This window comes from Bacillus sp. 2175, assembly GCF_057812155.1.
In genome coordinates this window covers 1920793-1945842 of sequence record NZ_CM173819.1, presented here as the reverse complement: position 1 = coordinate 1945842, position 25050 = coordinate 1920793, and the positions used below count along the sequence as shown (strand labels likewise).

Annotated in this window: 18 protein-coding genes, 2 pseudogenes and 1 other annotated feature; of the genes and pseudogenes, 3 read left to right on the top strand and 17 right to left on the bottom strand. The window is 30.6% G+C overall.

Annotated elements, in window-relative coordinates:
* Window positions 1-40: 40 nt before the first annotated feature.
* The 8 genes and pseudogenes from ACXKY9_RS10425 to ACXKY9_RS10390 form a co-directional block, all read right to left on the bottom strand.
* Window positions 41-526: pseudogene (locus ACXKY9_RS10425) on the bottom strand (class I SAM-dependent methyltransferase); the annotation flags it as partial.
* A gap of 117 nt (window positions 527-643) precedes the next feature.
* The gene (locus ACXKY9_RS10420; RefSeq protein ID WP_000498601.1) at window positions 644-862 is read right to left on the bottom strand and encodes a hypothetical protein; all 219 of its coding nucleotides are present in this window, start codon (window positions 860-862) and stop codon (window positions 644-646) included.
* A 29-nt stretch (window positions 863-891) separates the two neighbouring features.
* On the bottom strand, window positions 892-1221 hold the full coding sequence (locus ACXKY9_RS10415; RefSeq protein ID WP_000621475.1) for a DUF2085 domain-containing protein: 330 nt from the start codon (window positions 1219-1221) through the stop codon (window positions 892-894).
* 112 nt (window positions 1222-1333) lie between these two features.
* Window positions 1334-3022, bottom strand: a complete 1689-nt coding sequence (gene argS / locus ACXKY9_RS10410; RefSeq protein WP_000384921.1) for an arginine--tRNA ligase — start codon at window positions 3020-3022, stop codon at window positions 1334-1336.
* 45 nt (window positions 3023-3067) lie between these two features.
* Window positions 3068-3282 (bottom strand) — a binding site (T-box leader).
* Between the two features lie 40 nt (window positions 3283-3322).
* Entirely contained in the window at window positions 3323-4099 is a 777-nt protein-coding gene (locus ACXKY9_RS10405; protein ID WP_000637451.1) for a class I SAM-dependent methyltransferase, read from the bottom strand.
* A gap of 49 nt (window positions 4100-4148) precedes the next feature.
* Window positions 4149-4583 carry a BrxA/BrxB family bacilliredoxin gene (locus tag ACXKY9_RS10400; protein WP_000063706.1) on the bottom strand — a complete coding sequence of 145 codons (435 nt, stop codon included), beginning with the start codon at window positions 4581-4583 and terminating at the stop codon, window positions 4149-4151.
* Window positions 4584-4666: 83 nt separating this feature from the next.
* The gene (locus tag ACXKY9_RS10395) at window positions 4667-5050 is read right to left on the bottom strand and encodes a thiol-disulfide oxidoreductase DCC family protein (RefSeq protein WP_000634884.1); all 384 of its coding nucleotides are present in this window, start codon (window positions 5048-5050) and stop codon (window positions 4667-4669) included.
* A gap of 3 nt (window positions 5051-5053) precedes the next feature.
* Complete coding sequence (locus ACXKY9_RS10390; protein ID WP_000692580.1) at window positions 5054-6181, bottom strand: conserved virulence factor C family protein; 1128 nt, start codon at window positions 6179-6181, stop codon at window positions 5054-5056.
* A gap of 417 nt (window positions 6182-6598) precedes the next feature.
* Here ACXKY9_RS10390 and ACXKY9_RS10385 point away from each other — a divergent pair, with 417 nt between their 5' ends.
* On the top strand, window positions 6599-7159 hold the full coding sequence (locus tag ACXKY9_RS10385) for an AAA family ATPase (RefSeq protein ID WP_000714949.1): 561 nt from the start codon (window positions 6599-6601) through the stop codon (window positions 7157-7159).
* Window positions 7160-7495: 336 nt separating this feature from the next.
* Here the strand turns inward: ACXKY9_RS10385 and ACXKY9_RS10380 are convergent, their stop codons facing one another.
* Window positions 7496-7828, bottom strand: coding sequence for a single-stranded DNA-binding protein (locus ACXKY9_RS10380; RefSeq protein ID WP_001082769.1), 333 nt, complete (start codon window positions 7826-7828; stop codon window positions 7496-7498).
* 340 nt (window positions 7829-8168) lie between these two features.
* The gene (locus ACXKY9_RS10375; protein WP_001259000.1) at window positions 8169-9260 is read right to left on the bottom strand and encodes a hypothetical protein; all 1092 of its coding nucleotides are present in this window, start codon (window positions 9258-9260) and stop codon (window positions 8169-8171) included.
* A gap of 656 nt (window positions 9261-9916) precedes the next feature.
* On the opposite strand from ACXKY9_RS10375, the pseudogene ACXKY9_RS10370 reads away from it, so the two are divergent.
* Window positions 9917-10372, top strand: a pseudogene (locus ACXKY9_RS10370) (transposase); the annotation flags it as partial.
* Window positions 10373-10535: 163 nt separating this feature from the next.
* On the opposite strand, the gene ACXKY9_RS10365 reads toward ACXKY9_RS10370, so the two are convergent.
* Window positions 10536-11045: a hypothetical protein gene (locus tag ACXKY9_RS10365; RefSeq protein WP_001089284.1), complete on the bottom strand. Its 510-nt coding sequence runs from the start codon at window positions 11043-11045 to the stop codon at window positions 10536-10538.
* 313 nt (window positions 11046-11358) lie between these two features.
* Between ACXKY9_RS10365 and ACXKY9_RS10360 the strand changes: the two genes are divergently transcribed.
* Window positions 11359-11595: a helix-turn-helix domain-containing protein gene (locus ACXKY9_RS10360; protein ID WP_000021280.1), complete on the top strand. Its 237-nt coding sequence runs from the start codon at window positions 11359-11361 to the stop codon at window positions 11593-11595.
* A gap of 158 nt (window positions 11596-11753) precedes the next feature.
* On the opposite strand, the gene ACXKY9_RS10355 is transcribed toward ACXKY9_RS10360, so the two are convergent.
* The 6 genes from ACXKY9_RS10355 to ACXKY9_RS10330 all read right to left on the bottom strand — a co-directional run bounded on the left by ACXKY9_RS10355 (window position 11754) and on the right by ACXKY9_RS10330 (window position 25050).
* A complete protein-coding gene (locus ACXKY9_RS10355; RefSeq protein ID WP_000734833.1) occupies window positions 11754-15815 on the bottom strand; it encodes an AAA family ATPase in 4062 nt (1353 codons plus the stop codon).
* Between the two features lie 222 nt (window positions 15816-16037).
* Window positions 16038-16991 (bottom strand): DUF4238 domain-containing protein, encoded by a 954-nt coding sequence (locus ACXKY9_RS10350; protein WP_000239530.1) that lies wholly within the window; start codon window positions 16989-16991, stop codon window positions 16038-16040.
* 291 nt (window positions 16992-17282) lie between these two features.
* Window positions 17283-18380: a hypothetical protein gene (locus tag ACXKY9_RS10345; protein WP_000829601.1), complete on the bottom strand. Its 1098-nt coding sequence runs from the start codon at window positions 18378-18380 to the stop codon at window positions 17283-17285.
* Between the two features lie 823 nt (window positions 18381-19203).
* Window positions 19204-19941 carry a hypothetical protein gene (locus tag ACXKY9_RS10340; RefSeq protein WP_000451337.1) on the bottom strand — a complete coding sequence of 246 codons (738 nt, stop codon included), beginning with the start codon at window positions 19939-19941 and terminating at the stop codon, window positions 19204-19206.
* 523 nt (window positions 19942-20464) lie between these two features.
* A complete protein-coding gene (locus ACXKY9_RS10335) occupies window positions 20465-23944 on the bottom strand; it encodes an HD domain-containing protein (protein WP_001009203.1) in 3480 nt (1159 codons plus the stop codon).
* A gap of 377 nt (window positions 23945-24321) precedes the next feature.
* Window positions 24322-25050: a coiled-coil domain-containing protein gene (locus tag ACXKY9_RS10330; RefSeq protein ID WP_000520934.1), complete on the bottom strand. Its 729-nt coding sequence runs from the start codon at window positions 25048-25050 to the stop codon at window positions 24322-24324.

The window sequence follows — 25050 nt, the reverse complement described above, 5'->3', positions numbered from 1 at the left end:
CTTATCGACATTAAACGACAAGCCTTATACATCATACCTTTTAACAAACTATGTCACCAAATGTAATTTTCATATTGGGAGCGTATACAAAAGAAGAATACACATGAAATATTTTAAAAAATCGTAGTTCAGCTTCATATTGAGCTAGCGCATTATCATATGTTAATCCTCTGGCTATTAAACGTTCTACAAATTGTTGCTTATCACCCGGATCACCTGCAATCCCCTCTTCTTTTAATGATTGATACAAATCGTTTTTATCATTGTGATGCATATTTGAATCTAAAAAGTTCACTTTATCGCTTACTCTACATTCAATATTTTTCACACCTAATTCACTTAAATATATCGGTATTTTCATGCCTATATTGCCATCTTTACCATTTCTTTGCGTATCACTTTCAAATAATTTCTGCAAAACACCTAGCTGAATAAATTCCGATTGTTTCTCCCCATCTAGTAAATAAGAAGCCATATTAGAAATCCAATGTGGTTCAAAACAGATTATTTTTCCGCCTCCTTTTATATACAAAACTAAAGTTCTCTATATAATAGCCGTATTCCTACACTTTTCTTAAAATTTCAAAGCAAAAAAGCTAGTGTATTTTTAATAATACACTAGCTTTTTATTTGGAAGAAAAATTTAACAAGTACAATCACAATCAAAACAATCCGTACAGTCTAAATCGTCACAATCTGCTTTTCTCTTTCTTTTGTTTCTTTTAAGATAATAATACAGTAGCCCAAACAATAGTATACAAATAACAAAAGCTATTATTGCTTCTGTATACTTATTTTGAATCATAAAACCAATTCCACTTCCGCCTGAAATAAAAATTAGAATTAAATAAATCCAGAACATCTATGTAAATACCTCCATTACTATATATCTTAAGATAATATCCATATAACACTAGAGGAAATGAATAATCCCATACCATTACCGCTTAATACACCAGTAGTTATTCTTAGCAAATTTGAGCTACTTCTCCATTTCCACTTTTGGGTGAACCCATCGATAAGTAACGGAATTTGAGCGAAAAATGATAGTATGATTGCCAAAAGAAATGAAGGTGTCATATAAAAATAAATTGGAAACATTAAAATACCAATAAGCATGCCTGTACAACGCGCACATAAAGGTATGTACTTTTGTAGTTTAAAAAAACTCCTATCTAATCTTCTATGACAAGGAATTTGTAAAATAAAAGTTCGAATCAATATGAATCACCCTCTCTAAAAAGATTTTAATTGATTTTGCCAAAAAAATATATATTCAATAAAAAAACAAACCAGGTTTATACTAGACCCAGTTTGTCAGTTTACTACTATGTTACATCTCCTCAGGTGCCTCCACCCCAAGTAAACGTAATCCTTCTTTTAATACAACCGTCACAGCATAAACCAATGCGAGTCTGCTGTCTTTTTCTTCGCTCTCTTCTAATATACGAACATTACCGTAATATTTATTGAATGATTGTGCTACATCTAATATATATTTCGAAATAATCGATGGCTCATTTTTATTGAAAGCTGCTTCAATTATTTGCGGGAATTTATTTAGTAATTTTACGACACTCCAGCTATGATCGTCTTTTAAAGCAAATGTACATGTTTCAAATTCTACACTTTCTTTTCTTAAAATAGAACAAGCACGTGCATGTGTGTACTGTACGTAAGGTCCTGTTTCTCCTTCAAATTTCAGCATATTTTCTAATGAGAATTCGATATTATGCATACGCTCATTTTTTAAATCGTGGAAGATGACTGCACCAACACCGACTTGCTTTGCTACTTCTTCTTTCTGTTTTAAGTTTGGATTTTTCTCTTCAATATTTTGTTTTGCAAGTTCGATTGCTTCTTCGAGTACTTCTTCAAGTAAAATAACTCTTCCTTTACGTGTCGACATTTTCTTACCATCTTTTAAAATGAAGCCAAACGGTACGTGTTCCATACCATCAACCCAAGTATAGCCAAGTTTTTTTAATACGGTGAAAAATTGATTGAAATGTAAGCTTTGTTCTGGACCAACAACATATAGCGCTTTATCAAACCCATAAGTGTTTTGACGATATAAAGCTGCCGTTAAGTCACGCGTTGCATAAATCGTCGCACCATCTGATTTTCTAATTAAGCAAGGCGGCATTCCTTCTTCTTCTAAATTAACGACTAATGCACCTTCTGATTCTTCAAGCAACTCATGTTCTTCTAAAATCCCAATAAAATCTTCCATTAAATTATTATAAAATGCTTCTCCCTGAAAATTAGTAAATTCTACGCCGAGAAGTTCATAGATGCGAGAAAATTCTTTAAGGGACTCATGACGGAACCAATTCCAAAGCTCTACCGCTTCTTCATCACCTTCTTCTAATTTCTTAAACCAAGCACGTCCTTCTTCTTCTAGTTCTTCGTCGTCTTTTACCTCTTCATGGAATTGGACATATAACTTAAATAGCTCACGTATTGGATCTTCTTTAACTACTGCTTCATTTCCCCATTTTTTATAAGCCGTAATTAACTTTCCAAACTGTGTTCCCCAATCTCCTATATAATTAATCCCTACAACTTCATAGCCACATTTTTCAGCGATATGTTTCAGCGAATTTCCTATCATTGTAGAACGTAAATGCCCCATCGAAAAAGGTTTCGCGATATTAGGAGAGGAATAATCAATTACTACTGTTTTTTCACAGCCAAAGTGGTTTTGACCGAACTCTTCTTTCTCCGCTAAAACTGTTTTTAATACTGCATCACTTACAGTTTCACGATTGAAAAATACATTTACATAAGGACCAACGGCTTCTACTTTCGTAAAAAACGGATTATTTAATTTCTCAGCAACTTCCTTTGCGATAAGAGCTGGTGCTTTTTTATATTGCTTCGCTAATGAAAAGCATGGGAACGCTGCATCTCCAAATTCATCTTGTTTCGGTGTTTCAATTAAATCTAAAATTTGTTTTTGCGTTAATTCATTCGTGAAAATATTAGATAAACTTTCCGCAAACTGCATTTTATAATCCATGATACAACCTCCTTATTTTTTAAAACACAAAAAACTCGTCTCTAAAAAAGAGACGAGTTTTAACCCGTGGTACCACCCTTGTTGTTCGTTACGAACCACTTTCCCGTTTATAACGAGGACAGGGGGCCTCGGCTTTCTCTACTATTCGTTCAAGAAGCATCTCCGAAGTGCGCTTCATCTTTTTCTTCCGTACTAGGCTCACACCATCCCTAGCTCGCTTTCCTTCTAAAAAAGACTACTCTCTTCATCACAGACAGTATATTTAATTAATTATTGCTTATTATACATCTTTTCAAACAATTAGCAAGGGTGAATTACACCAAAGTGAAACTTAGCACTTTTTCTTTTGTATACATAAAAATTGTGTTTTTCAAATCTAGAACTACGAAAATAATCTTTTAAAACGACACGTTTTCTCGCCACTCGTTTTGCCTCCGCAATTGTTTCATCAGTAATATCATGATACAAAGCGAAGTGTTTTAATCCTTTAATTCCGTCGGATTCTATGACAGTTTCTTCAAACATCGGATCAAGGTAAACGACATCGTAACTATTGTCTTCACATTGCGCTAAAAATGAAAAATGCTCCGTTTGCTTTACTTGAATTCTTTGCATTGCTTCATCAATTTCAGAAACGGATGAAGACCATGTTTTCAAACCATTTTCCATAATATAAGCCATATACTCATTGCCTTCAAGTCCTGTTACTTTTCCGCTTTCACCAACAACATAACTAGCTACAATACTATCTGATGCCATCCCGAGCGTACAATCTAACACTGTCATTCCTCTCTCTAATTGCGTGGCTTGTACAAACGGATCGTGTTCTCCACGCATTAACCTTTTCACACGAAACATCGCTGAGTTCGGATGAAAGAAAAACGATTCTTCCGTACCTTTCGGATAAATAGCTAATCGGTTCTTCCCTACGACAAGCACATCTTGTTCATACTGCTCATGCAGCTTATGTACTGGTATGTCATTACGTTTAACGAATGAACGATTTAATTCTGCGGCTACCTGCTTTGCATAATCTGTCATTTCTTTATTCGTTCTTCCTGCTGTTGTTACGATCATTGTTTCACCTCTATATAAAGAAAAGAGGGAGATTTACTCTCCCCCTTCTTTAGCAATTCTTTTCGAAAGCTTGTTCTAAGTTCGTAATAATTTCGTCCATAGTTGCACCTTCAATTTCATGACGGTGAATGAAGTGAACAACTTCTTTTCCTTTTAATAATGCCATAGATGGTGAAGATGGAGGAATTTCTCCGAAGTATTCACGCATTTTTGCAGTAGCATCTTTATCTTGACCTGCGAATACAGTTACAAGATGATCAGGTTGTTTTTCAGCACGAACAACCGCTTGACCTGCTGATGGACGTGCTAAACCAGCTGCACAACCACAAACAGAGTTTACAACTACTAAAGTTGTACCTGATGTATTTTCCATAAATTCTGTTACAGCTTCTTCTGTAGTTAACTCTTCAAACCCAGAACGCACTAACTCTTGGCGCATTGGGATTACCATTTGGCGCATGTATTCTTCATAAGCATTTGACATCTTGTAATCTCTCCTTCAACTTTCATTCCAAATTCATCATATCACGCTCTATTAATAGGTGCAAAAGAAAGATAACGATGATTTCATTTTTTTGTAGGGATTTCACAAACCCCACCGCGGCAATGCCCCACTGGAACAAGTTTTCTATTGTTAGCGATATAATCGTATACTTTACTTCCAAAACCAAGTACGATAGATAGCTTTATAAAAGGAACTGCAAACCAATAAGATGGAACGGCCTTTGCTAATACATCTATGCTCTGAATACCGTCATACCACTTATTATTTTTAAAAATATACAGTCTTTGTTCCATCTTACTTTGTAGTTCTTGAGAAAGCTCATACTTCTCAACTACATCTTCATTTCGAAATGAAACAAATTTCATCTTACCCTTTTTATCTAATTTTTTCGTACGTTCTGCAACAGCCGTACACATCGGACACCAACTATCATAGAAAACAATCATACATTATTCCCCTTTACGTGACTCCGTCATTTGTTTCCATACAGAACCTTTTGCTTCTTCTCCGCCTTCAATACGCTCTAATGCTAGACGTGCTTGCATCGCTACTTCAAACTCTGGATCATCTTGCGCTGCTTTTAATGCTGGAATCGCGCTTTCATCTCCAAGTTCAAATAAGAACATCGCTGCACGCCAGCGTACTAATTTACTTGGATCTTTCAGAGATTTAATCATAACGAACATCGCTGCCGGATCACCTACATCTGATAAACAATCTCCTGCAGTACGGCGAACACTTACAGAGCGATCTAACAACGCTTTATATAATAACGGTAATACTTCATCACCTTTTACCATACCTAAATACGCTGTTGCTAAACGGCGTATTGAAACTTTTTCATCATCTAACGCCATCTTCAACACTGGAATATCTTCTTCAGTAGGATCCATTTGTTCTAATGCTGCAAAACGGTTTTTCCAGTCAGAATCTTTCATCATCTCTTCTGTTACTTTATATGGCTCACGCTTTTGGATCGTTACTTCAACAGCACCTGCTTGATTTAATAATTCTTTAACCGTTTCATTTACACGTTCTTCTGAATAAGCAGCAACAATCTCTTCTACTACTTCTTTCCCGATTTCTTCAAAGTTACCGTAACGTGTACTTTGTTCCACCCATTTACGCTCTTTTACAACATTTGGTGCAGACATTTGCACTTTCATAATTGATTCTTTAAAACGATCAGGTAAACCAACACGTTCTTCCGTCGTTCCATCTGTTAACTTTACTTGCATTGGAATTGTAAAGAACATTTGAACAAACACTTTCACTTCTCCAAAATGAGCAAGTTGTTGTTCTTCACTTTCTTCCACTACTTCTTCGCCGAAAACAGCACGAACTTGTTGTAATAAAACTTTCCAGTCATACTTCGCATTTCGCTCCACTGCTAAAAAGTCGGCTACATGATATACACCTTTAATGCCTTCAATTTTCAAAATTTCTTGCACTTGCATTGGTGCTTGTTCTTTATTTTCATTTGTATAATTATTACGTGCTCCTGATGGTAATACTTCATTCAAAATAACTTTCATTGTGTTTGGACTTGGCGTCGGTTCAATTGCTTTAATCTTCACGTAAAAAACTCTCCTTTATTGCATGTTCTTAGCTGTATTGTAACATGTTATCACTCTATACTCCTACTCGGATGCTTAATTTTACTACTTTCTTCCCACTACCATACTATTTCATTCTTTTTACATTTTAAATTAGGAACGGGATTTTAAAAGCTTTCGTTTCCGATAATTTTTATTTTTTATCCATTTCTTGAGGCATCGCCATTATTTTTGAAAAAAACACGCTAAACAAAAAAATATAATAAGCTATCCATATGGATAGCTTATTTACATAATTTTCGTTATTGGAAGACAACTATTTTTATAAATACAAAAGGCAGAAAAGTATATAGATTCTACAAAATATTTTGATTGTGATACATTTACAGAATCTCTTATTTTATAATTAATGTCTTATTATTTTTTGGAGGGAATTCGATGAAAAAGTTTGTTTTGATATTTGGGCCACAAGCAGTTGGGAAAATGACAGTTGGACAAGAACTAGCAAAGATGACTGATTTAAAATTATTTCATAACCATATGACAATTGATTTATTGGAGCCATTGTATGGATTCTCTTCGGAAATGTGGCGATTAACCCATCTTTTCCGAAAGGAAATATTTCAATCATTTTCAAAGAGTGAACATTATGGAATGATTTTTACATACGTATGGGCGTTTAATGAAAAGAAAGATTGGGATGATGTTGAAAGTATATGTAATATTTTTCGTTCCCAAGGGGTTGATATTTATTTTGTTGAATTAGAAGCTGATGTAGAAGAAAGACTTCAACGAAATAAAACACCTCATCGACTTGAACATAAGCCAACGAAAAGAAAGATTGAACAATCTGAACAAAATTTATTAAGCACATTTGAAAATTTTAGATTAAATTCAAAAGAAGGAGAAATTACAGAGAAAAATTATATAAGGATCAATAATACGAATTTAAATGCTACAGAAGTAGCTGAAATTATAAAGAAAGAATTTCAACTATAGTTTTTTTTAACAAATTGAACAGTTCGGATTTTATGAATATCATATACATTTCTAATTAACATAACGTCCTATTATCGGTTGCAACAAAAAGGGATTCCTTACTCTCAGAAGGAATCCCTTTTTTTATTTTCTATCACTCGATTCATCTTTTTATACATTCCTATCCTGTGATGGGTTTTATGGTTCTCGTTTGTTACTGGATTAGCCAAAAAACGTTCTAAAATTTTGTATACTCTTTACTTATTTTTTCAAAAAAGCTGGCGGTATCCCCTCTTTAAGTTTATTAAAATACTTTCCACAATTTTTTCCGAAGCTATTACTTAAAATCACCTTTTATTACGATGCCCCCTCCCGCCTTCTCTCCAAAAAGGTAATACTCTCAATCACAACTTCAGTTCTATATATTCTCTTGCCTTGTTCATCATCGTAATTACTAGTCTGAATACGCCCTGTAATCCCAACGAGCGACCCCTTCTTACAATATTCAGCTACATTCTCAGCCGATTTGCGCCAAACGACACAATTAATAAAATCGACTTGTTGTTCACCTAAACTATTTCGAAATCCTCTATTCACCGCAACACATATTCGTGCATAAGCGACGCCTTGTTTTGTGTAGTATAATTCTGGCTCCTTTGTCAATCTACCGATTAATACAACTCGATTCAATCTCTGTACTTAATTATGTGTGTAATAACTTATTTTTGTTAGTATTAAAACGTTCTCTTTATTTCTACACATTGCTTTTATGTAGAAATAGATTAGAAATATATAAACCTGTCTAAATTAATTACTTTTTAAACATAAAAGGTAATTAATCTATATTATTATAAGGATAAAACATATAACACCATCCATATACATAGATGGTGTTATATGTTTTTATAAATAGGTACAAAATGCTCTAGACTGGAGAAAATCATTCTATTCTTTATTTATATAATTCTTTACAGTATACTAGTTTCTTGTAATTCAAAATCTAAAATTTTCTTAAATTCACCTTAATTGCTTACATTCCAACAATTAGTTCTCCTTCATTTGTAACTAAAATTTTCATTTCTTTTAGATTTATATAAGCCTGTTTTTCTAATAATTTATATTTTTCTTTAGGTAGAAATTTTGGCCCTTTGATAAAACTCGCAGGACTTGCTTTTAAATTTTTTAACCCCTTTACTACTTCAGGTACTATTTTTAATAAATAAGGAGAATCTAATGGTGCTGCATACCTATATTCTAAAATACGATACACAGATTTCTCCATCTCCTCAAGACTTCTAGACCATTTCCCTTCACAAATAGCATCACAAGATGCATATATGACAGCATAAAACATAGCAGAAATATTATTTTTCCTTTGTAAATCAGGCAATAAAGCCCCTTCCTTTATCGGGTCTACATGTTTGGATATTTCTATTAATAAATCTCTGTAATCTCCGGTATATACTCCGGCCTCAATAAAATCTTCCATTCCTGAAATATATTCATAGGTACTAGATGGGAAATATGTTTGCCCCATAAAAAGTTTATTTGTACTAGAGAATCTCTCAATTATCTTATCCCATCCCTCCCAGTGAATATTGAAAAAGTCTAAAGTGGGGATGTACGCCATAGTACCATCATGTTCGTATGGTACTATTATAGAAATTTCAGTGTCACTAGTTGTAAAATGATCCCATCCAGTAATCCAAACAACCCTTTCATATTCTTCATGTTTACGCTCATTAACTACACCTATATCTAAATCCTTAATTTCAGATAAGACCAGCCTTACGTCGGTTAATATCCTTATAGCCTCCATAATTGTTATGTGAGTTCCTGGGTTATGCTTTGCTTTATTATAGGATGTCCGAAGTTGGTGAAGTGTATGTATAGACTTAGAAGAAACACCTAACTCCTCTAACCCATCAATTAACTCAAAGAAATTTTCCCTATTTCTTCTACTTTTGTATACTGCTTCTTTAAGAAACAATTCTATTGTTGATCCAATCTCTTTCAAAAAACTTTTAACGTCATGTTCTGTATGATGAGTACTAGAAATACCTAGAGCATTTGAATATGATTCATTTACAATATTTACCATTATTTCGATATGTGTTCTCATACTTTCACTCCTTAATAATTCCTTTATGTATATGCTACTTTATTATTAAAGTCTATATTTACTATACAGACTACAATCTAACAAACTATAGTACCTCGAAACTATTCTATCTATACCTCTTCATGTATTTGATGTCACTTTTTCATTTACATCAATTCCCCAATACGAAGCGTAGAAGTCATTACTAGAATCTGCATTAATCATAATTATAAAAATATGGTTATAAGCTTTAAACAAATTCAGTGTGAACTTAATGATGAATTAGGTTTTAATTATCAGGACTATTCATTAAGCCTTTAATTTTTAAATACAATTGTATCCATAAAACAAAAAAAACGCTATTCTTTTTGTAGAAATTTACAGAAAGGATGGCGTTTTTGTATGAATCTTTCGATTCAGGATGAGTTTCATTTATTTGCTGAGGAGCTACAGCGATATCTATATCCACATATTCTTTAACAACTCGCACAGGAAACAAGTTTTGTAAAACGGAAAAGTAAGTATGGCGCACGAGATTTGGCTGCTTTATGTATCTGGATTAATCAACAGGTAGCAAGCAATTCTCTTACTCGATTATGTAGCCAATTTTATGCAAATGCAAATACAGCTACATTTAAGAGTCCACAAGGACTTAATTAACGTTTATATTACCAATAAATATCCCATGGGAAATTGTTCCGATGGAACAGGTTCATGCTATCTACTCAATACGTTGGCAAATAGAGATTGTATTTAAAACATGGAAATCTCTTTTGGGTATCAATCATTGTCACAATATTAAGCAAGAGCGTCTAGAATGTCATCTTTATGGACAGTTAATCGCTATTTTTCTTTGTTCTTCCACTATGTTCAAAATGCGACAGCTGTTACTACAGAAAAAACCAAAAGAATTAAGTGAATATAAAGCAATTTATATGATTCAAGATCATCTGTACTTAGTATATGGAGCTATACAGAAAGACACCCAAGAAATATCAAAAATTCCCTTCATCTGTTTGACCTCTACAGAAAAACGAAAAAAATCCCATAGATTCGAGAAAAAGACAGTCTTCTATATTTTAGGTGTCGTTTATCAGTGTACTGTATCCAATCTAAAGCAGAAAACTGCATAATCTTTAAAAAGACATCATATCAAGGCTTATTTGGTATGTGTATTTTTAAAAACAAATAAACAAATTATCAAGCATGTAGGCAACAAGAACGGAATTTCATGAAAAACTCACCCTCAGCTTGATGGGCATGTATGGTGACCCCTTATAACAAACAGTCCATATATTACTTTATTTTCTCTTCATAGCCCCTTAACATTTCATACCCCGAGAACAGTAAATCCTTTAAATATTCATCTTCTAAAAGGTTATTTAACATCTCTAAATTCCCTATATTTTTATATACATGTTTCAAATCTATAAGGGTTTCTTCACAGTACATTTGGTTAATTGAATTAATATAATCTTTAGTAACCGTCTTAAATTGTTCTTCAATTAAATTTTGTGATATTACAATGCTATTCATATTACCCTTAGACTTCTTTTCCAACTCCCTATCCAATACTTTCTTTAAGTAAAAATAAAATCCAGTTCTGTCTCTACACATATTAATTGATTTAATCACATTTAAACTAAAATCCGATTCATCAAATGCATACAGCGATTTATAAAGAATATAAATTTCCTCAATATCCAATAGAATTTCTTCACTTAATAAAGATTCCATTCTATTGCTTGTTAAAAAATAATCTTTTAATGTTGCAGGTAACTTTATTTTATTTATGGTGCTATTCATACTTAATTTATCATCCTTCTATAATATTAGAATCCATTCTAATATTATAGACTACACGACTCGCCGTGACTATAGTCTACATGTTTAAAGATTAAAAAATGTACTTATGACACTATCTTAATTTATATCTTTACTCTGAATCATGACTAAAAACATTTATTCATTTTCATACTAACTAATTTAATACTGACATCTATCCTATAATTCTTTTATTAGTAAAATATAGTTTTATTCTTTTTTGCAGACTATAGTCTGTAGAGTTAAAGAAATACCTCTTCCAAAATTATCTTATAAATATTGGGAGAGTGGTTTCTTGAGTATTGAACAAACTTTTGGTAATGTCTTGCAGGAGTATCGTCTTAATTCAAAAATGAGCCAAGAAGAATTAGCGTTTAACTCTGGATTAGACAGAACTTATATCAGTCTTTTAGAAAGAGGAAAAAGAAAACCAACAATAAACACTTTATTTGCATTAGCTAGAGCCTTAAAAGTTAATCCGTCACAGTTAATTAAAGAACTAGAAGAAAAATTATCAAATCCAAAAATATAAAAAGAAACAAAAGAAAATACTTTAAGTGTTTTCTTTTGTTTGCCTATAACATTTAAAGAATAATAAAATAGTTTGATTTCAGAAGGACGAATTATTAAAATAACTCCTATTCTACCTAAATAAACGTAGTAAGAACTATGAAAGAATAGTTAAATTAATTAAAACAAATCTTTCATTTTTTCATCTTTATATTCGTCTAATACTTTATACTTTATTTCAGTTTTTTCATTTATCCAGCCCACGAACCATTCTTCTTTCCGACTACGTTCAGATATCTTTTCCATATAGAAATCCCATACAATTGCTAGTTTATTTAATTCTAAATACTCTTCTAAATAATCTGCTCTAAATAACAAGTTTCTTTCATACCCTAAATACTGTGCATCAAAGACAACCATATTTTCAGTCTTGTCTTTCCATACCCCCTCAGAAACTTGAACTAGTTCAAAAAACTTCACTAAATCAACATTTGGTAAAAGATAACTGCATGAAGTTTTTTCTCCAGAAACAGAATTTATATTTGCCTCCCAGGAATATTCCCAAACTGAATCTTCACACTTTATATTTTCAAATTCATTTTCATAATACATATTCGAAAAAGCTGGGTGCCAATAATGTTCAAATGCAAATATATCATACGTATTTTTCCAGGAAACACTTATATCTTCTTTATTCATAGACTTTAAAGCGATGTAATTTTCTTTATCTTTAAGCGGCAAGAAAACTGCCTTTGTCTTTATAAAAAACTCATCCCTATCAATGAAGTTTTTTCCGTTATCCCTTTCTTGATTAATCAATTGTGCTAAAGATATATATCTATGTCCCTTATACTCAATAAATATGAAATTACCGAGACATTTAAACTCCTCTCTATTTTGGGCCCAAATTTTATTTGGCTTATACGGTAAATAAGATTTTATTAAATTACGCGTATTTTTTTCTGGTGGGTGATCTAATAAACTGGGATCAATATTCCTTAAAGACGACTCCCATGGTTCATTTATTTCCTTATTAACAGGATAGTTATCTTTTAATTTCGCTAGTATTTCATATAACGCAATCCACTGGTACTTTTTACCGATACGTTCTACTAGATTTTCGTGCCTATTATAGTATCTTAGATTTTTATCATAATTACCATGCACCTTTTCGTCATATCCATATTCAATAATTCTCATTATAGCGATATTACTTAAATCTTGATCATCAAATTGATCCTTCCAGTTATACACTTCACGTCCAAAAACATATCTTCCAAAATCTCCATAAGCCCCAATACCTCTTCCATATTCCGTTGTCATAGATTTAATTATTGAATCAAATCCACAATACCCTTTTCCTGATATTTGTTGCATTTCTTTTAACTTGATATCTATTTCTTGTAATGAATATGTTTTTTTATACCAGCTACTCGAATATGGAGGATTTATTTTTTCGTATTTTTCAAGGTTAATAACTCCTTTATTTACAGCAAATAAAATAATGCTTCTTGCATAATCTCTAATTAATACGTTCGGATAAACTTCATCTTGTAAAAAGATATTAGTATAAATAACGTCAACTATTTCAACTAATTGCGGTACTTTATTTATTCTTAAAATCGCTCCATATAAGCTGATCAATAACCTTTCCAGAACATATGGATCATTTACATCAAAAAACCTTTTAAGATCCTTTAAAATAATTGAAGGTTCTTTCATATATATTCTTATTAATGCAGTAGTAGAAATATCTCGCAGTTTTTTGTCAGTACATGTAAACAACCAAATAAAAGTTGTAGATAACAATTCAAAATTTCCATACTCGAAATGTTGAAAACTTAAATTTTGTTTTAAAAGAATCTCTGCAAGTCGCGTAGGTACTTCTGAATTACCATTTATAGATATTGTCCAACTTCCATCTCTTGTAGGCATAGACATCTTGTAAAGATTCTCATGTAAAAATTCTGCGTTTAACGGTGATTCTATAATATAAGACTGTTTTAACAACCTTTCGTATACTAAGCTTTGTAAATCTATATCTTTTTGTCTTAAACATAGATTTACCCATTCAAAGGTTTTGTCATTTATATTTTGTACGTCTCTCCATGAAATCCCTCGAACGAACGCTTCTGCTATATTAAAAGTTATACGCTCAAAGTCAATTAAATCTAGCCATTCTACTTTTAATTTTTCTGGAATAATTATTGATAGACTCTCATAAACTCCATAATAAAATGAGTTATCAGATGACAATATATTTTCAAATAAGTTTTTGTCTTGTTGATATCTTTCTAATAAAACTAGGGATATATATATATCTGCAAATCTCTCATAAGTAAAATAAACTAGGCTTTCACCATAACTCCTTTCATTAATTGATAAAATGTTTTCTTCTGCTAAACCTAAAAGTATTTCTCGATACCCAATAGTATATGGCTTTGCTACATTCTCTATTACTTCATAAAGCCGCTCTAATTCAATGTCATACCTCTCACTCTCAATAAATTCCGAGGCGATTTCTTTCAAAATTTTATCTACTAAATTTAGTGAATTTACATATGAAAATCTTTTATCAAGTGATAGCCTACCATTAACCTTATTAATATATTTTTCTAATACTTGAACTATACTCCAACCTCGGAATCCAACATACTCTTCTTGAATTGCTTCACAATAAATTTGTAAGAATAGGGGATTATAACACTCGTTTTCTAAAGAAGGGAATATTACCGGATTTATCTTATAAAAATTAAAAAATGGGTCCAACGCTTCCAAACTTAGATTATTAAATCCCTTATGCTCTAATTTATACAACGGAAAATCTTCTTCAATATTTTCAGGTAATATGCTTCTCAGATAATTACTCCTAACTGATAACACGACAGCAATATTTTCAAATTCTTTAATAAAATTTAAAAAATTCATCAAATAGCTTTTCCAAAAATGTTTACCTTCTCCTTCATTTAAAGCATCTATTATAATTACAGTTTGTTTATTTTTCTTCTGTGCTCTGTCATTAAATTCTTTAAAAAAGGACTCTTTAGAACCTTTGTAATCAATCAAATCAAATAGTTGTTTATAAGGATGATCATGTGTATTTAAATGTTGACCTAAAAATAAGAAAACACTATGCCCAACTTCTTGCAATCTTTTAGCATTGTCTGCCAATAAATGTGATTTCCCAATTCCTGCATCTCCATAAATCAATAGATACGGATTGTTAATTAATTGAGGTTTTATCAAATACATATAATCATTCATTGCTCTTTCATGTTTGGTTATTTGATTGATTAAATTAATGACTTCATTTCTAATGTTTTTTTTAGTTTCTTCATTAATCTTATATCTTAATTCCTCAACTTCTTCCATAAAGCTATTGATTTCTTCTTTAAAGCTCTTCAAATTATTTTCTAAATAAAACCCTTTATCATTATAATTAATATTCTTTAAATAGTTTAAAATCTCTTCAATAAAAGAAAGATTCTTAAATTCTATATCTTCCTTATACGTATCTAAAACCACATTTAAATTCATAATACTATCTTGAAACTTATTAATTAACACAGTGAACTTTTCAAAAATTAGCTTGTCACTTACTAATGAATCAAATACAACATTTAGATCCGTTTCTACATTCGCTTCTGAATTATACCTTTTACCTAAATCTAATATATTTCGATCAAGTATTTGTTCTAAATACTCATCCGTATATTTTTCTAGGTAAGCCCTTTGTTGAATTTCATATAAATTTTTTTCAAAGTATTCTTTTAGACTGTTATTACTTTCAACAATACTATTTTGAACATTTGCCAAAATACTCATTTCATTTACTTTAAAACTTTTGTCCCTATATCCTTCAAGATATACAATCAACTCATTAAGATATTGTGTTACAATCGGATGAGTTTCTATCTCTTCTAGCTTCACAGATTTTCTATAATTATTTATTTCATTCATTGCTATTTGGGATAATTGCTCTACAAAAGCATCTTTAGTAACCGTTCTATATGTAGCTCCAAATACATAATTAAATATCAAAAGCCCATTCTTTTCTTCATTCAAAAACTTTTGAAATGTATTTGAATCAACAAATGTGTTTTCAAATTGCTTTTGAAATGATTTTATCTTTTTTAGTTTGTATTTAATCTTCCATTTTTCGATGAAAGAAGTAGTCAGCAACCCTATTATTTTACTTATTATAGGTTTTAGAATAAATGTAAACTTAAGCAATTTTTTCACTCACACCTTTTTAAATTATATTTTTATGTACCTTTAAAGCGGTTGCCACCCATACTTAACGACAAAAAGACGAATTCGTTTTGAAAAAGTTTAATCAAAATGAATTCGTTTCTTTTTGGATGGACTCCCCTTTTATAAAAAAGTTAAATCAAAACACACTTAGAATTCTTTAATTGAAAGAGGCAAACTGTCAAAACTTATTTTAAGGCCACACTACTCACATTATTTTTCATATTCATTCACACCAATAGAGCCACTATTATGTGAAAGTTCTCTTGGAAGAGTTTTAAAAAAACTTTTTACTTTCTTAGCATTTGTCTTATTACAATAAATTACTTTTCTTGTTGAAAAACGCATCTGATATTCATTATAGAATCTTAAGTCATTCCTACTAAGTTTAAAAATAGAATTATCAGGATTTTCATACGGGAAGTTTTTCTCTCTAAGAATCAATAGATGTTTAGGTGAAATTGGCAAACAAAATTCATTGAACGATTGCATTGTTTTTCCGCTGGCGTGTTTAATATTTACCACTGGATTATCTGAAATAACCAATTCATCCATCACCACAACTTTGGATTCCATTTCCTCAAATTCCTCTACAACTCCAAGAAACCAATCAAATCTATCACTTAGAAGATAATATCCTACCCTATTTAAAATCCCAGAGGCTAAGTGCATCAATAGTTTTTCATTATCATCCATCTTAACTTCAGCAAAATCAGGTATATTTTCCGCAAGCATATCGCTAAAGTTTTCACTTAATTCTCTGAAAGCAGGAACTCTAATGCTTTGTAAAGCTATGAAGAATACTAAATCTATCCTATCCTCTTCATCTAATATTTCTCTTAGACTACAATTTAACAAATTTGTTTGATCGTTTAATTTTTCATTAATTTCCCTAAAGCATCTAGCAAATTGAGACTCTAATACAGAAAAATGCTCTTCTAAAAATTGCTTGTCAAAAAAACGAGAATCAACAGATCCGTTAGCAACTTTCTGTTGACTTTCCAAAAACTCCTCAGAAAAATCATAAAAATATTTTTGTTGTGCAACATTATCAACATGCATATTAGATAAGTTTTTTTCCAAAACTTTATCATAATAATCTACCTTATCTTCATTTGCAAAATACTTAAGATAAAACCTTGGTACATAATGCTGTTTTTTAACCATTCCCTCACCTGTTTTCTAAGAAATTTTAATAATCTTTATATATTCATTATATCATGTTAGAATTTTTTAGTGATTCTTATAAACAATGCAACGATTATTAAATACTACATATGAATAAAGAATAGCAGTATAACATCATGCTACCATTTGTATAATTAATTATTTGAATTCGCATGATTATTAATCATTTTTACATTTGATCTTAACTAATAGCACCCTTTAACGAAAAAAAATTCCAATTAATTTTTCGTTGTTTTGAATGTGAATTAGAAATTTTAATCGTTTGCCTTACTATACCCCAATTCCTATCCAACCGTATTTTTTTTGTTTACTTTCAATATGATAACGTGAATAGGCCCCCCCCACAGTTACCACGTTTGAAATTATAGGTATAAACATGGTAGGAACAGCTAAATAGTAAAACCAATTATCTACTTTTTCCCACTTATCCAACTTAGAGATCTCCTTATTTGCTTTCAATATATCTGATCTGATTTTTTCTGCTAACTTAATATCTCCATTGTTCATTAAATTTTTCCATTCAATTAATACCTCTCTAAACCTTTTAATCTCCTTTTTTTCTCTTAACCTTAACAAATCATCAATTGATTCTATTCTAGGAATATATTGTATTTCATCCTTCATTTGAACTAAACATAGTTTATATACTTCATGCATATTATCACCTTCTGTTTCGTTCGATGTACATGATACTCTTTTTGAAATAAATGGTACCTTAAATTCTTCAGACATTTTCATAAGAGAGATTATTGATGATAATTCAAACTCCATATCAAGCATGTCAACCACAAAACCAGGATAGCTTTCTTCTCTTTTTAATAGGCTATATATATAATCAACAGGATTACCTGTATCCAAAAGTCTTTCTAATGGTAAATGTGTGTAATTAACAGCTTCTTCATGAAGCCCTATCCTCCATAAATTGATAAAATCAAATAGTCCATCTACATATTTTTTGGCTAATCCCCTTTGCTCCTTTAAATGTGGCTGTCTTTTTTGAAAGTGTTTAACTAAATGATTTATTAATAAAGGTTTTATGTTTTCTCCTAACTGAATGTCGTTATAATCCACAGTATTTTCCACATCGTTCAAATACCTAGATTGCCTAACAATCCCCTCGAATTTTAATTTTTCTAGTACAGCAAATTCACATGGATCATTCAAATATACTTTATCAAATAATAGTATTAACTCTAAACACTTCTTTTCTAACAATCCATACTCTCTATTACTTTTAAACTTATTTATTAAATCTCTGTCTAATTCACCATTTTCTTCAAATTCTACATATCCATTTTTATAAGCGTTTTTAATCAAGGCATTTGAAAAATGTCTGTCTAAGATAATTCCATTATGATTTTCGGCCATATTTTTCCATCCTCTTCGTAAATATGCTTTAATTTGTTTGGAGTAATTCATTTCATAATAAACTCGATTTTAGTATAAAACTTTTTATTAAATGTTATTTTTAGATAGCAGCCTGCTTAATTTAGAATGCCAAAACTTTAATACCTCCATCATTTTAACATATATATCCATATCAAAAAGGGGGCAACGGTGTATTTTTTTATAAGCAGTCAAATTTTTTTCAAATGGTTAAATTTTATTTTAAATCCATATATTAAACAACTATTATATTCTAAAAGGAATTCGTGATTCGTAAACATTTGTATATACAGACTCTTCACGCCGAACATAAATCTCTCTAAACAACTCTATCGATATGCAAAAAATCCCCCTTGTTAAGGATTCTTCATTCTCTGATATATATCGGTGCTGCAAAGTTTTTAGAGTTACTGTCTATAGAAACACCAGCACTATATTAAGAGGTGCACTAGTGTACTGATATTATTTCCTAACTCATCCGTTTGTCTAAATAACAATTTCTTTATCTATGTATGAAAATATCAAGGGACTGATACTTATCAATAGTATCGCCTTTTTCAAAAGATACTCCCTAATTTGAACAAGTTTTAAACTAATCTTAGTTTCATATTCTTTCAATTCTTCTTCAATTTTGGCCGTGTCCAATTCAAACAACCTACTAATCTACACATTAGAATACATATTAGCCATTTTAATTTCACTAAAATGTTTCCGTTTTTATAACAGTACTGTTCAATATCTCACACTAAAACACAACAAACCAACAAATAGTTTTAAACACTGACCAAACGAAAATTATATCTCATTAATTATTTATACTTAATAAATGTTCTTTAAATATTTTGAAGCTCTTCCACTGTAATAATTCACTTACGATTATGCCGGCAAAATTTTTTGGGTTTTTCTCCCCATTTTGAATCTCCGTTACTAATATACAATCATACTTTGCAGGTTCCATTATTTTTAATTGTTTAAAGACATTAATATTATGCTTTTGTCTGTTAGTTAATTCTGTGCCTACTCCACGTATAATATCATCAAGACCCGATTCATAATGTTCATATTGATTTCTAGCAGCCACAATTAAATCAAGTATACGTAATTCTTCCACTCCTCGAGCTGGATTATTCCACATGATGTAATTATCATTATGCATTATAATCGTGCCCCTTTTATTTTTATCCCTTTGAAAAGATATGTCATAAGGATTACCATGAACAGTAGATATAGCTTGTTTAGCAATGTGTAGCAAAGCACCAGAAAGAACATTGATTGAATTCTCTTTAGCCTTAAATTCTAACTTAAGTTTTGCTAGTCTACCTAGCATTTTTTCTTTTTCAATGGATGCCGATGTAGACTTATCTTTAGCTTCATATATCTCGTAATCCTCTGTTAATCCTGCAATTTCTCCCCATGTTAATTGTGCTTCTTTTTCCTTCTCTTTTATTTTCTTTTCCAAAAGTTCAATATTGTTTTTGTCTTTCGTAATAATATTTATGAGTTCTGAAACCGCAAATTCAATAGATTTTAAATATGTTTCCAATTTAAACTTCTCCTTCACTAATTGAGCTTAACCTAACATTTCCAGCATCCATAGATGTCTGTAAATACATTTAATCACTATGGTTATAAGTGTATCCATACCAAGCAACATCTTCTTGCTGAAAAACACATATTTCATCTGGGTCTAAATAATGATTATAGCTTCTTAGATTCATAGATCTGTACTCTTGACCTTCATTATTTAAGTTAAAAGCTGGCGCATTTTCTTGTTGCTATTTTTCATCAGCCCTTCTTTTATACGTATAATAACCAGCATAAGCTCCTATGCAAACACCGATAAGTCCCGTCATAGTAAGCTCCGAATAAAAAAGATTTTATATTATTTATATAGCCTTTTTATCTTTTAAATTCTGTATACATCCTATTGAATTATATCAAAATCAGGAAATTAATTGTATATTTGAAATAAAGTTTGATCAAAAACACCTCTCAAACCAGCATTTCACAATAGATAAAAAGCATTCATTTCGAAAAAAGATTAATCAAAATGAATGCTTTTTAAATCACTTCCTAATTTTCTTTATTATTTTATTTCCATTTGGAAAGTAGTAATTTATTTTTGAATTCTCTTCAAAAAACCTTTCTTTAATTTGCGCCAACATATTATCTTTAGAAACTTTTCCAGGACTTAAAATAAATTCACCTGAATTCCCCATTAAAAGTATACTCCACCCATCTTTTACCCCCTCATAATATTCAGGGTGCTCGCTCTTAATTTCTTCTAGTTTTTCTTCCTCTTCCATAGTTAACTCATCTGGATTTACATATGCATGAATGAAATAATCCTTTTGTTCTTCCCTAACTAATCTTCCATAGTCATTTATTTCAAAGAGCCAAAATTTAGATCTAGATGTTTCAAAATTTAGTATCCGGTTTACCTCTTTAGTACCAAATGGTGGTTTTCTAACTGAATTAAACAGTCCTAAAGTGGAATGAACTTGAGTCGCCTCTTGAGCACCTAAACCAGAAAATCCATTTCCTGCACTACCTATCCATTTAGTTCTTTGATTTAGCTCTTTTCCTTCGACTCTTTCTCTCGTAATTTCAAATAAATCTTGTTTTACTAGAGGCCAGAGGCTACTAACTATATCATAGTCTTCATATTCTTGTGGCCATTTGTCAACATAAATCATTATCGGAATTGAATCGTGTCGCAATAAATCATGCACATCAAATGTATTACATAACTTAAAACTTTTACTTTCAATAATAATTGATTCATGTGTTACCTCAATATGATCAGCTGACATTAGTTTACTTAAATAAAGAATTCTTTCTTTAGAACTTAATCTCTTAAAACTAATATTGTTTCTAATTTTTAATGTGTTAGAATTTACAAAATCAAAGAGTTGCGTTGGTTCCCCCAGATATTCAGACAAATTAGGTAACATAAAATTATTGTTTTCATTTTCCGATAAAATGGAATAATCAACAAAGTCAAGAATAAACGTGGACAATTTAGAAAAAGCATAATTTAAAATATTATCCTTTTGAGTATTTTCCATTTTATGAGTATCAAAATATTCATCAATTTTATCTAACAAATCTTTTGCAACTCTTCCTTCAAGGCTTTGAATATCCTTCACTAACTCATCTGAAATTGTGGTAATTGCATTTCTGTCTACAGATAATAAAGGACGTTTATCCCCAAAAAAGTCTATATAAATCGAACTCGAATTATTATATTCCCTACTATAACGATAATTACTTATATTCTCTATTATTTTGGTATCACTAACTACTATTCCATCAACCATTATACCTGTACTTCTACTTAAAACAGGATAAACATTTAACAAATCAGATATATTTTCTTGGATATTTTGCGAAGGCAACGCCAGCGGAATTTCAAATTTTATATACTTTGACTCCACTTCTACATTAATAAAATTAACATTTTCGTATATTTGTTGAAGTTTAACCAATTTTTCAAGATAACCTTTATTATATCTGCCATCGTAAATAGCTTTACTTACCTTTTCAAAATCTATTTTTCTTAAATCAACAGGATGATTATTTCCCATTAATTTTTCAGTTGCATTATTATCAAATTTAATATATATAGGAATTAACTTGTTAGGACTAGCTACCATCTCATATATCTTATAATAAAGATTATCAGAAATATCCTTTCTATATTTCTCTTTGTCTAACTGAGCCAGAAACATAGTTTCTTCAATATTTTCAATATACTTGTTATTTAATACAAGATCATCTTGAAGATAAATTTTTATTAACGTTCCATTACTTCCTATAACTTCTCTATCCGCATCTTCCATATATCTATAATAGAATAATTCATGGGGACCGTTTATCATAAAACTTATATACTCATCCTGTTTAGAATATGATGATTTTGTACAAACCTCAATCTCATTTCCTAACATAAAGCAAGATAAAATACCGATTCCAAATTGAGAAGTAGGCTTAAAATCAGTATTCCATAAAGCCTGTTTTTGTTGAAATTCATTTGACTTGTAAAAAGAATTTCCTATTTTTAAAAAGTACCTCTCAATAATGTCTTTTGTCATTCCAATACCGTTATCCATGCAATATAAGTACTTACGTCCATCTCTACCTTCATTAATTCCAAATTCGATTCTACCTTCAGTAATATCCTTATTTGCCAATGCACAGCGGCATGCATCTAATGCATTTTGATATAGTTCTCTTAAACATAAGTATTGGTCCTTATATAGACCCACCCCCATTAACAACTCGATTATTTTAACTTGATCCAATGTAAATTTCATATTAGGGACAGGCTGAAATTTTTCTGAATTATAATCAATCCCGCTTCTATTTACATTATGCGCAAGTTGCAAGTCATAAATTTGACTATCGGCTTTCTGATTAATATCTGACGACATACTACCTAAGAATAGATAGTAATTCGCAATCTCTTTATCTATCCAATTTAAATAATCTTGAAGAAAATAATAGAGTTTTGGATTTTCAAAATAACCGGAAAATGATATCTCTCTTTGACCTTTTGCATTAAAATCCGTTAACCAATAATCTACCCCTTCTTGCTTAACCTTCCAATGTAATAAACTAATTTGATTATCAATCATTTTAGATGCCTGAAGAGACTTAGGCGCCCTCTCATAGCTAAAATGTATTACATCCGCCAATCTCAACATTACTGTTAAGAATTTGATATTAGCATAATTTCCATTTACGTATCTGCTTTTCACTTCATAATTATTGACTTCTGAATAATCTAATCCATGCCCTAAGCAAATTTTTGCTAAATCCTCTGCGAGCTTCCCGCCCCATGTTCCTCCTAAAGAATCTTGAAATTTCGAAGTTAGATTCTTGCAATTCTTTTCCGAAAAAATATGATGGTTAATTCGAATAAATTCATATCTTAAGTTGAGGCTCTCTCTTTTATATTCTTTGAGATCTCTTATTTCTCTAAGTGAACTTTTGTACCCAGACCTAAAAACCTGATAATTGCGCACCTTTTTAGCCAAGTTCGATATAAAATCTTCTTCGTTATTCTCAATAAATATATAATTTTTTATTTTTGCAAAATCACCGTAAATAGTTTGAGTATTCTCTAAAATAAAATCTTTAGCTTCAATGATAGAAAAAGGTTTCTTTAAATCACTATTCAAATTCATATCCAAGTCTTCATCATATAAAGGAAATTCATGACTCCCTTCAATCATTTTAAATAATTTCACTTCCCATTCAGGCATTGCCATACCAGTATCATGCATATATGCCGATAATCCTAACAAAAAGAATTCATATCCAGTAAACTGGTTTGCTTTATTTTGAGCATCTATTAAAACAAGCATATTTTGCAAGATTTTTTCTGAATGTGAACCATCATGAATATCAAAATCAGGCAATGTACTAGTAATATTTTTCAAATGATTAACTATATCTGGTTTCAGCTTTTCATATAGAACAGCTAATTTTTCATTATCGTTTCCATTATCTTTTCCATCTTTTAAAATATCAATAAAATTCATCTTGTCCTCCACTTTATAATTAGTTTACTAAATTGAAAATTCTTGAAATCTTTCTAATATATTTTTATTGAGTATAACCACGATTTTAGGAAAAATTTGTTTCCTTATCTTTATTTTAGAAAACATCCTCTTTCATGTCCATTTATTGAAAAAAAAGATGGTACAAAATGTATTATATATAAGTACCGTCAATCATTACCTTATGCTATTTATTCAAATTTATTTTTCTTACCTTTGTTTAAATATCTTCCTAAAATATACAAAATGTATATTCAAATTAACTGCTTTATTAAAAAAGTGACACGTTTATTAATCAAAAAGAGATATGAATTCCTTATTTAGTTTACTCGATAAAATGTAAGCACTTTAAATACTATTTACAGGCTACGGAAATCATCTAAAAGTGATTCTTTAAGTTGGCGTTTATTAATCTCCACAATCTTTTCCGATTTAGTATTAACAACAGAGCTGTTCAAATCCAAAAATTCATCTGCTTTCAAATTGAATATGTTCTGTAGAGCTTCCTTAACTACAGAATCAGCTTCTTCTCCCACTTTCATTAAATTTCTAAGCTTTGGATTTGTAACAGAACCATTTATAAACATCTGATAAATTGTTTCTTGTTGTAACTTTATTTTCTTTTCAAGAATTGCAATAAGTGCATTTTTTTTAATTAATTTGTCCTTTAACTCACTTAATTCTTTCTGTAATACACTATAGTTCTGTTGACTTATCTTTAATTCTCTTTGGTAAGGAAGAAGTTGTTTCAATAGTTGTTTTGAATCCTTAACATTCTGTTGTACAATATCCTCTATCCTTGGTAAATTTACTTGAATCTGATTATTTTGCGCTAATGTTTTATGAACAACAGTATTATATTCCTCAATTAATTGAAATCCCCTTCTTTCTGATCGAACCCAATAATTATCAGATATCTCTTCATTTAGCCAAGGAAGCCCCCCTTCCATATAAAGGATTTTCGCATATTTACTTAAAGCAATCTTGGGAACTTCAGATTTAATTCCTTTCTGTTTTACAAAACTCAATATAATTTTTCTTATTTCATCCTCTGGATATTCTTTTTTCTTTCTTCCTACCTTTCCCAT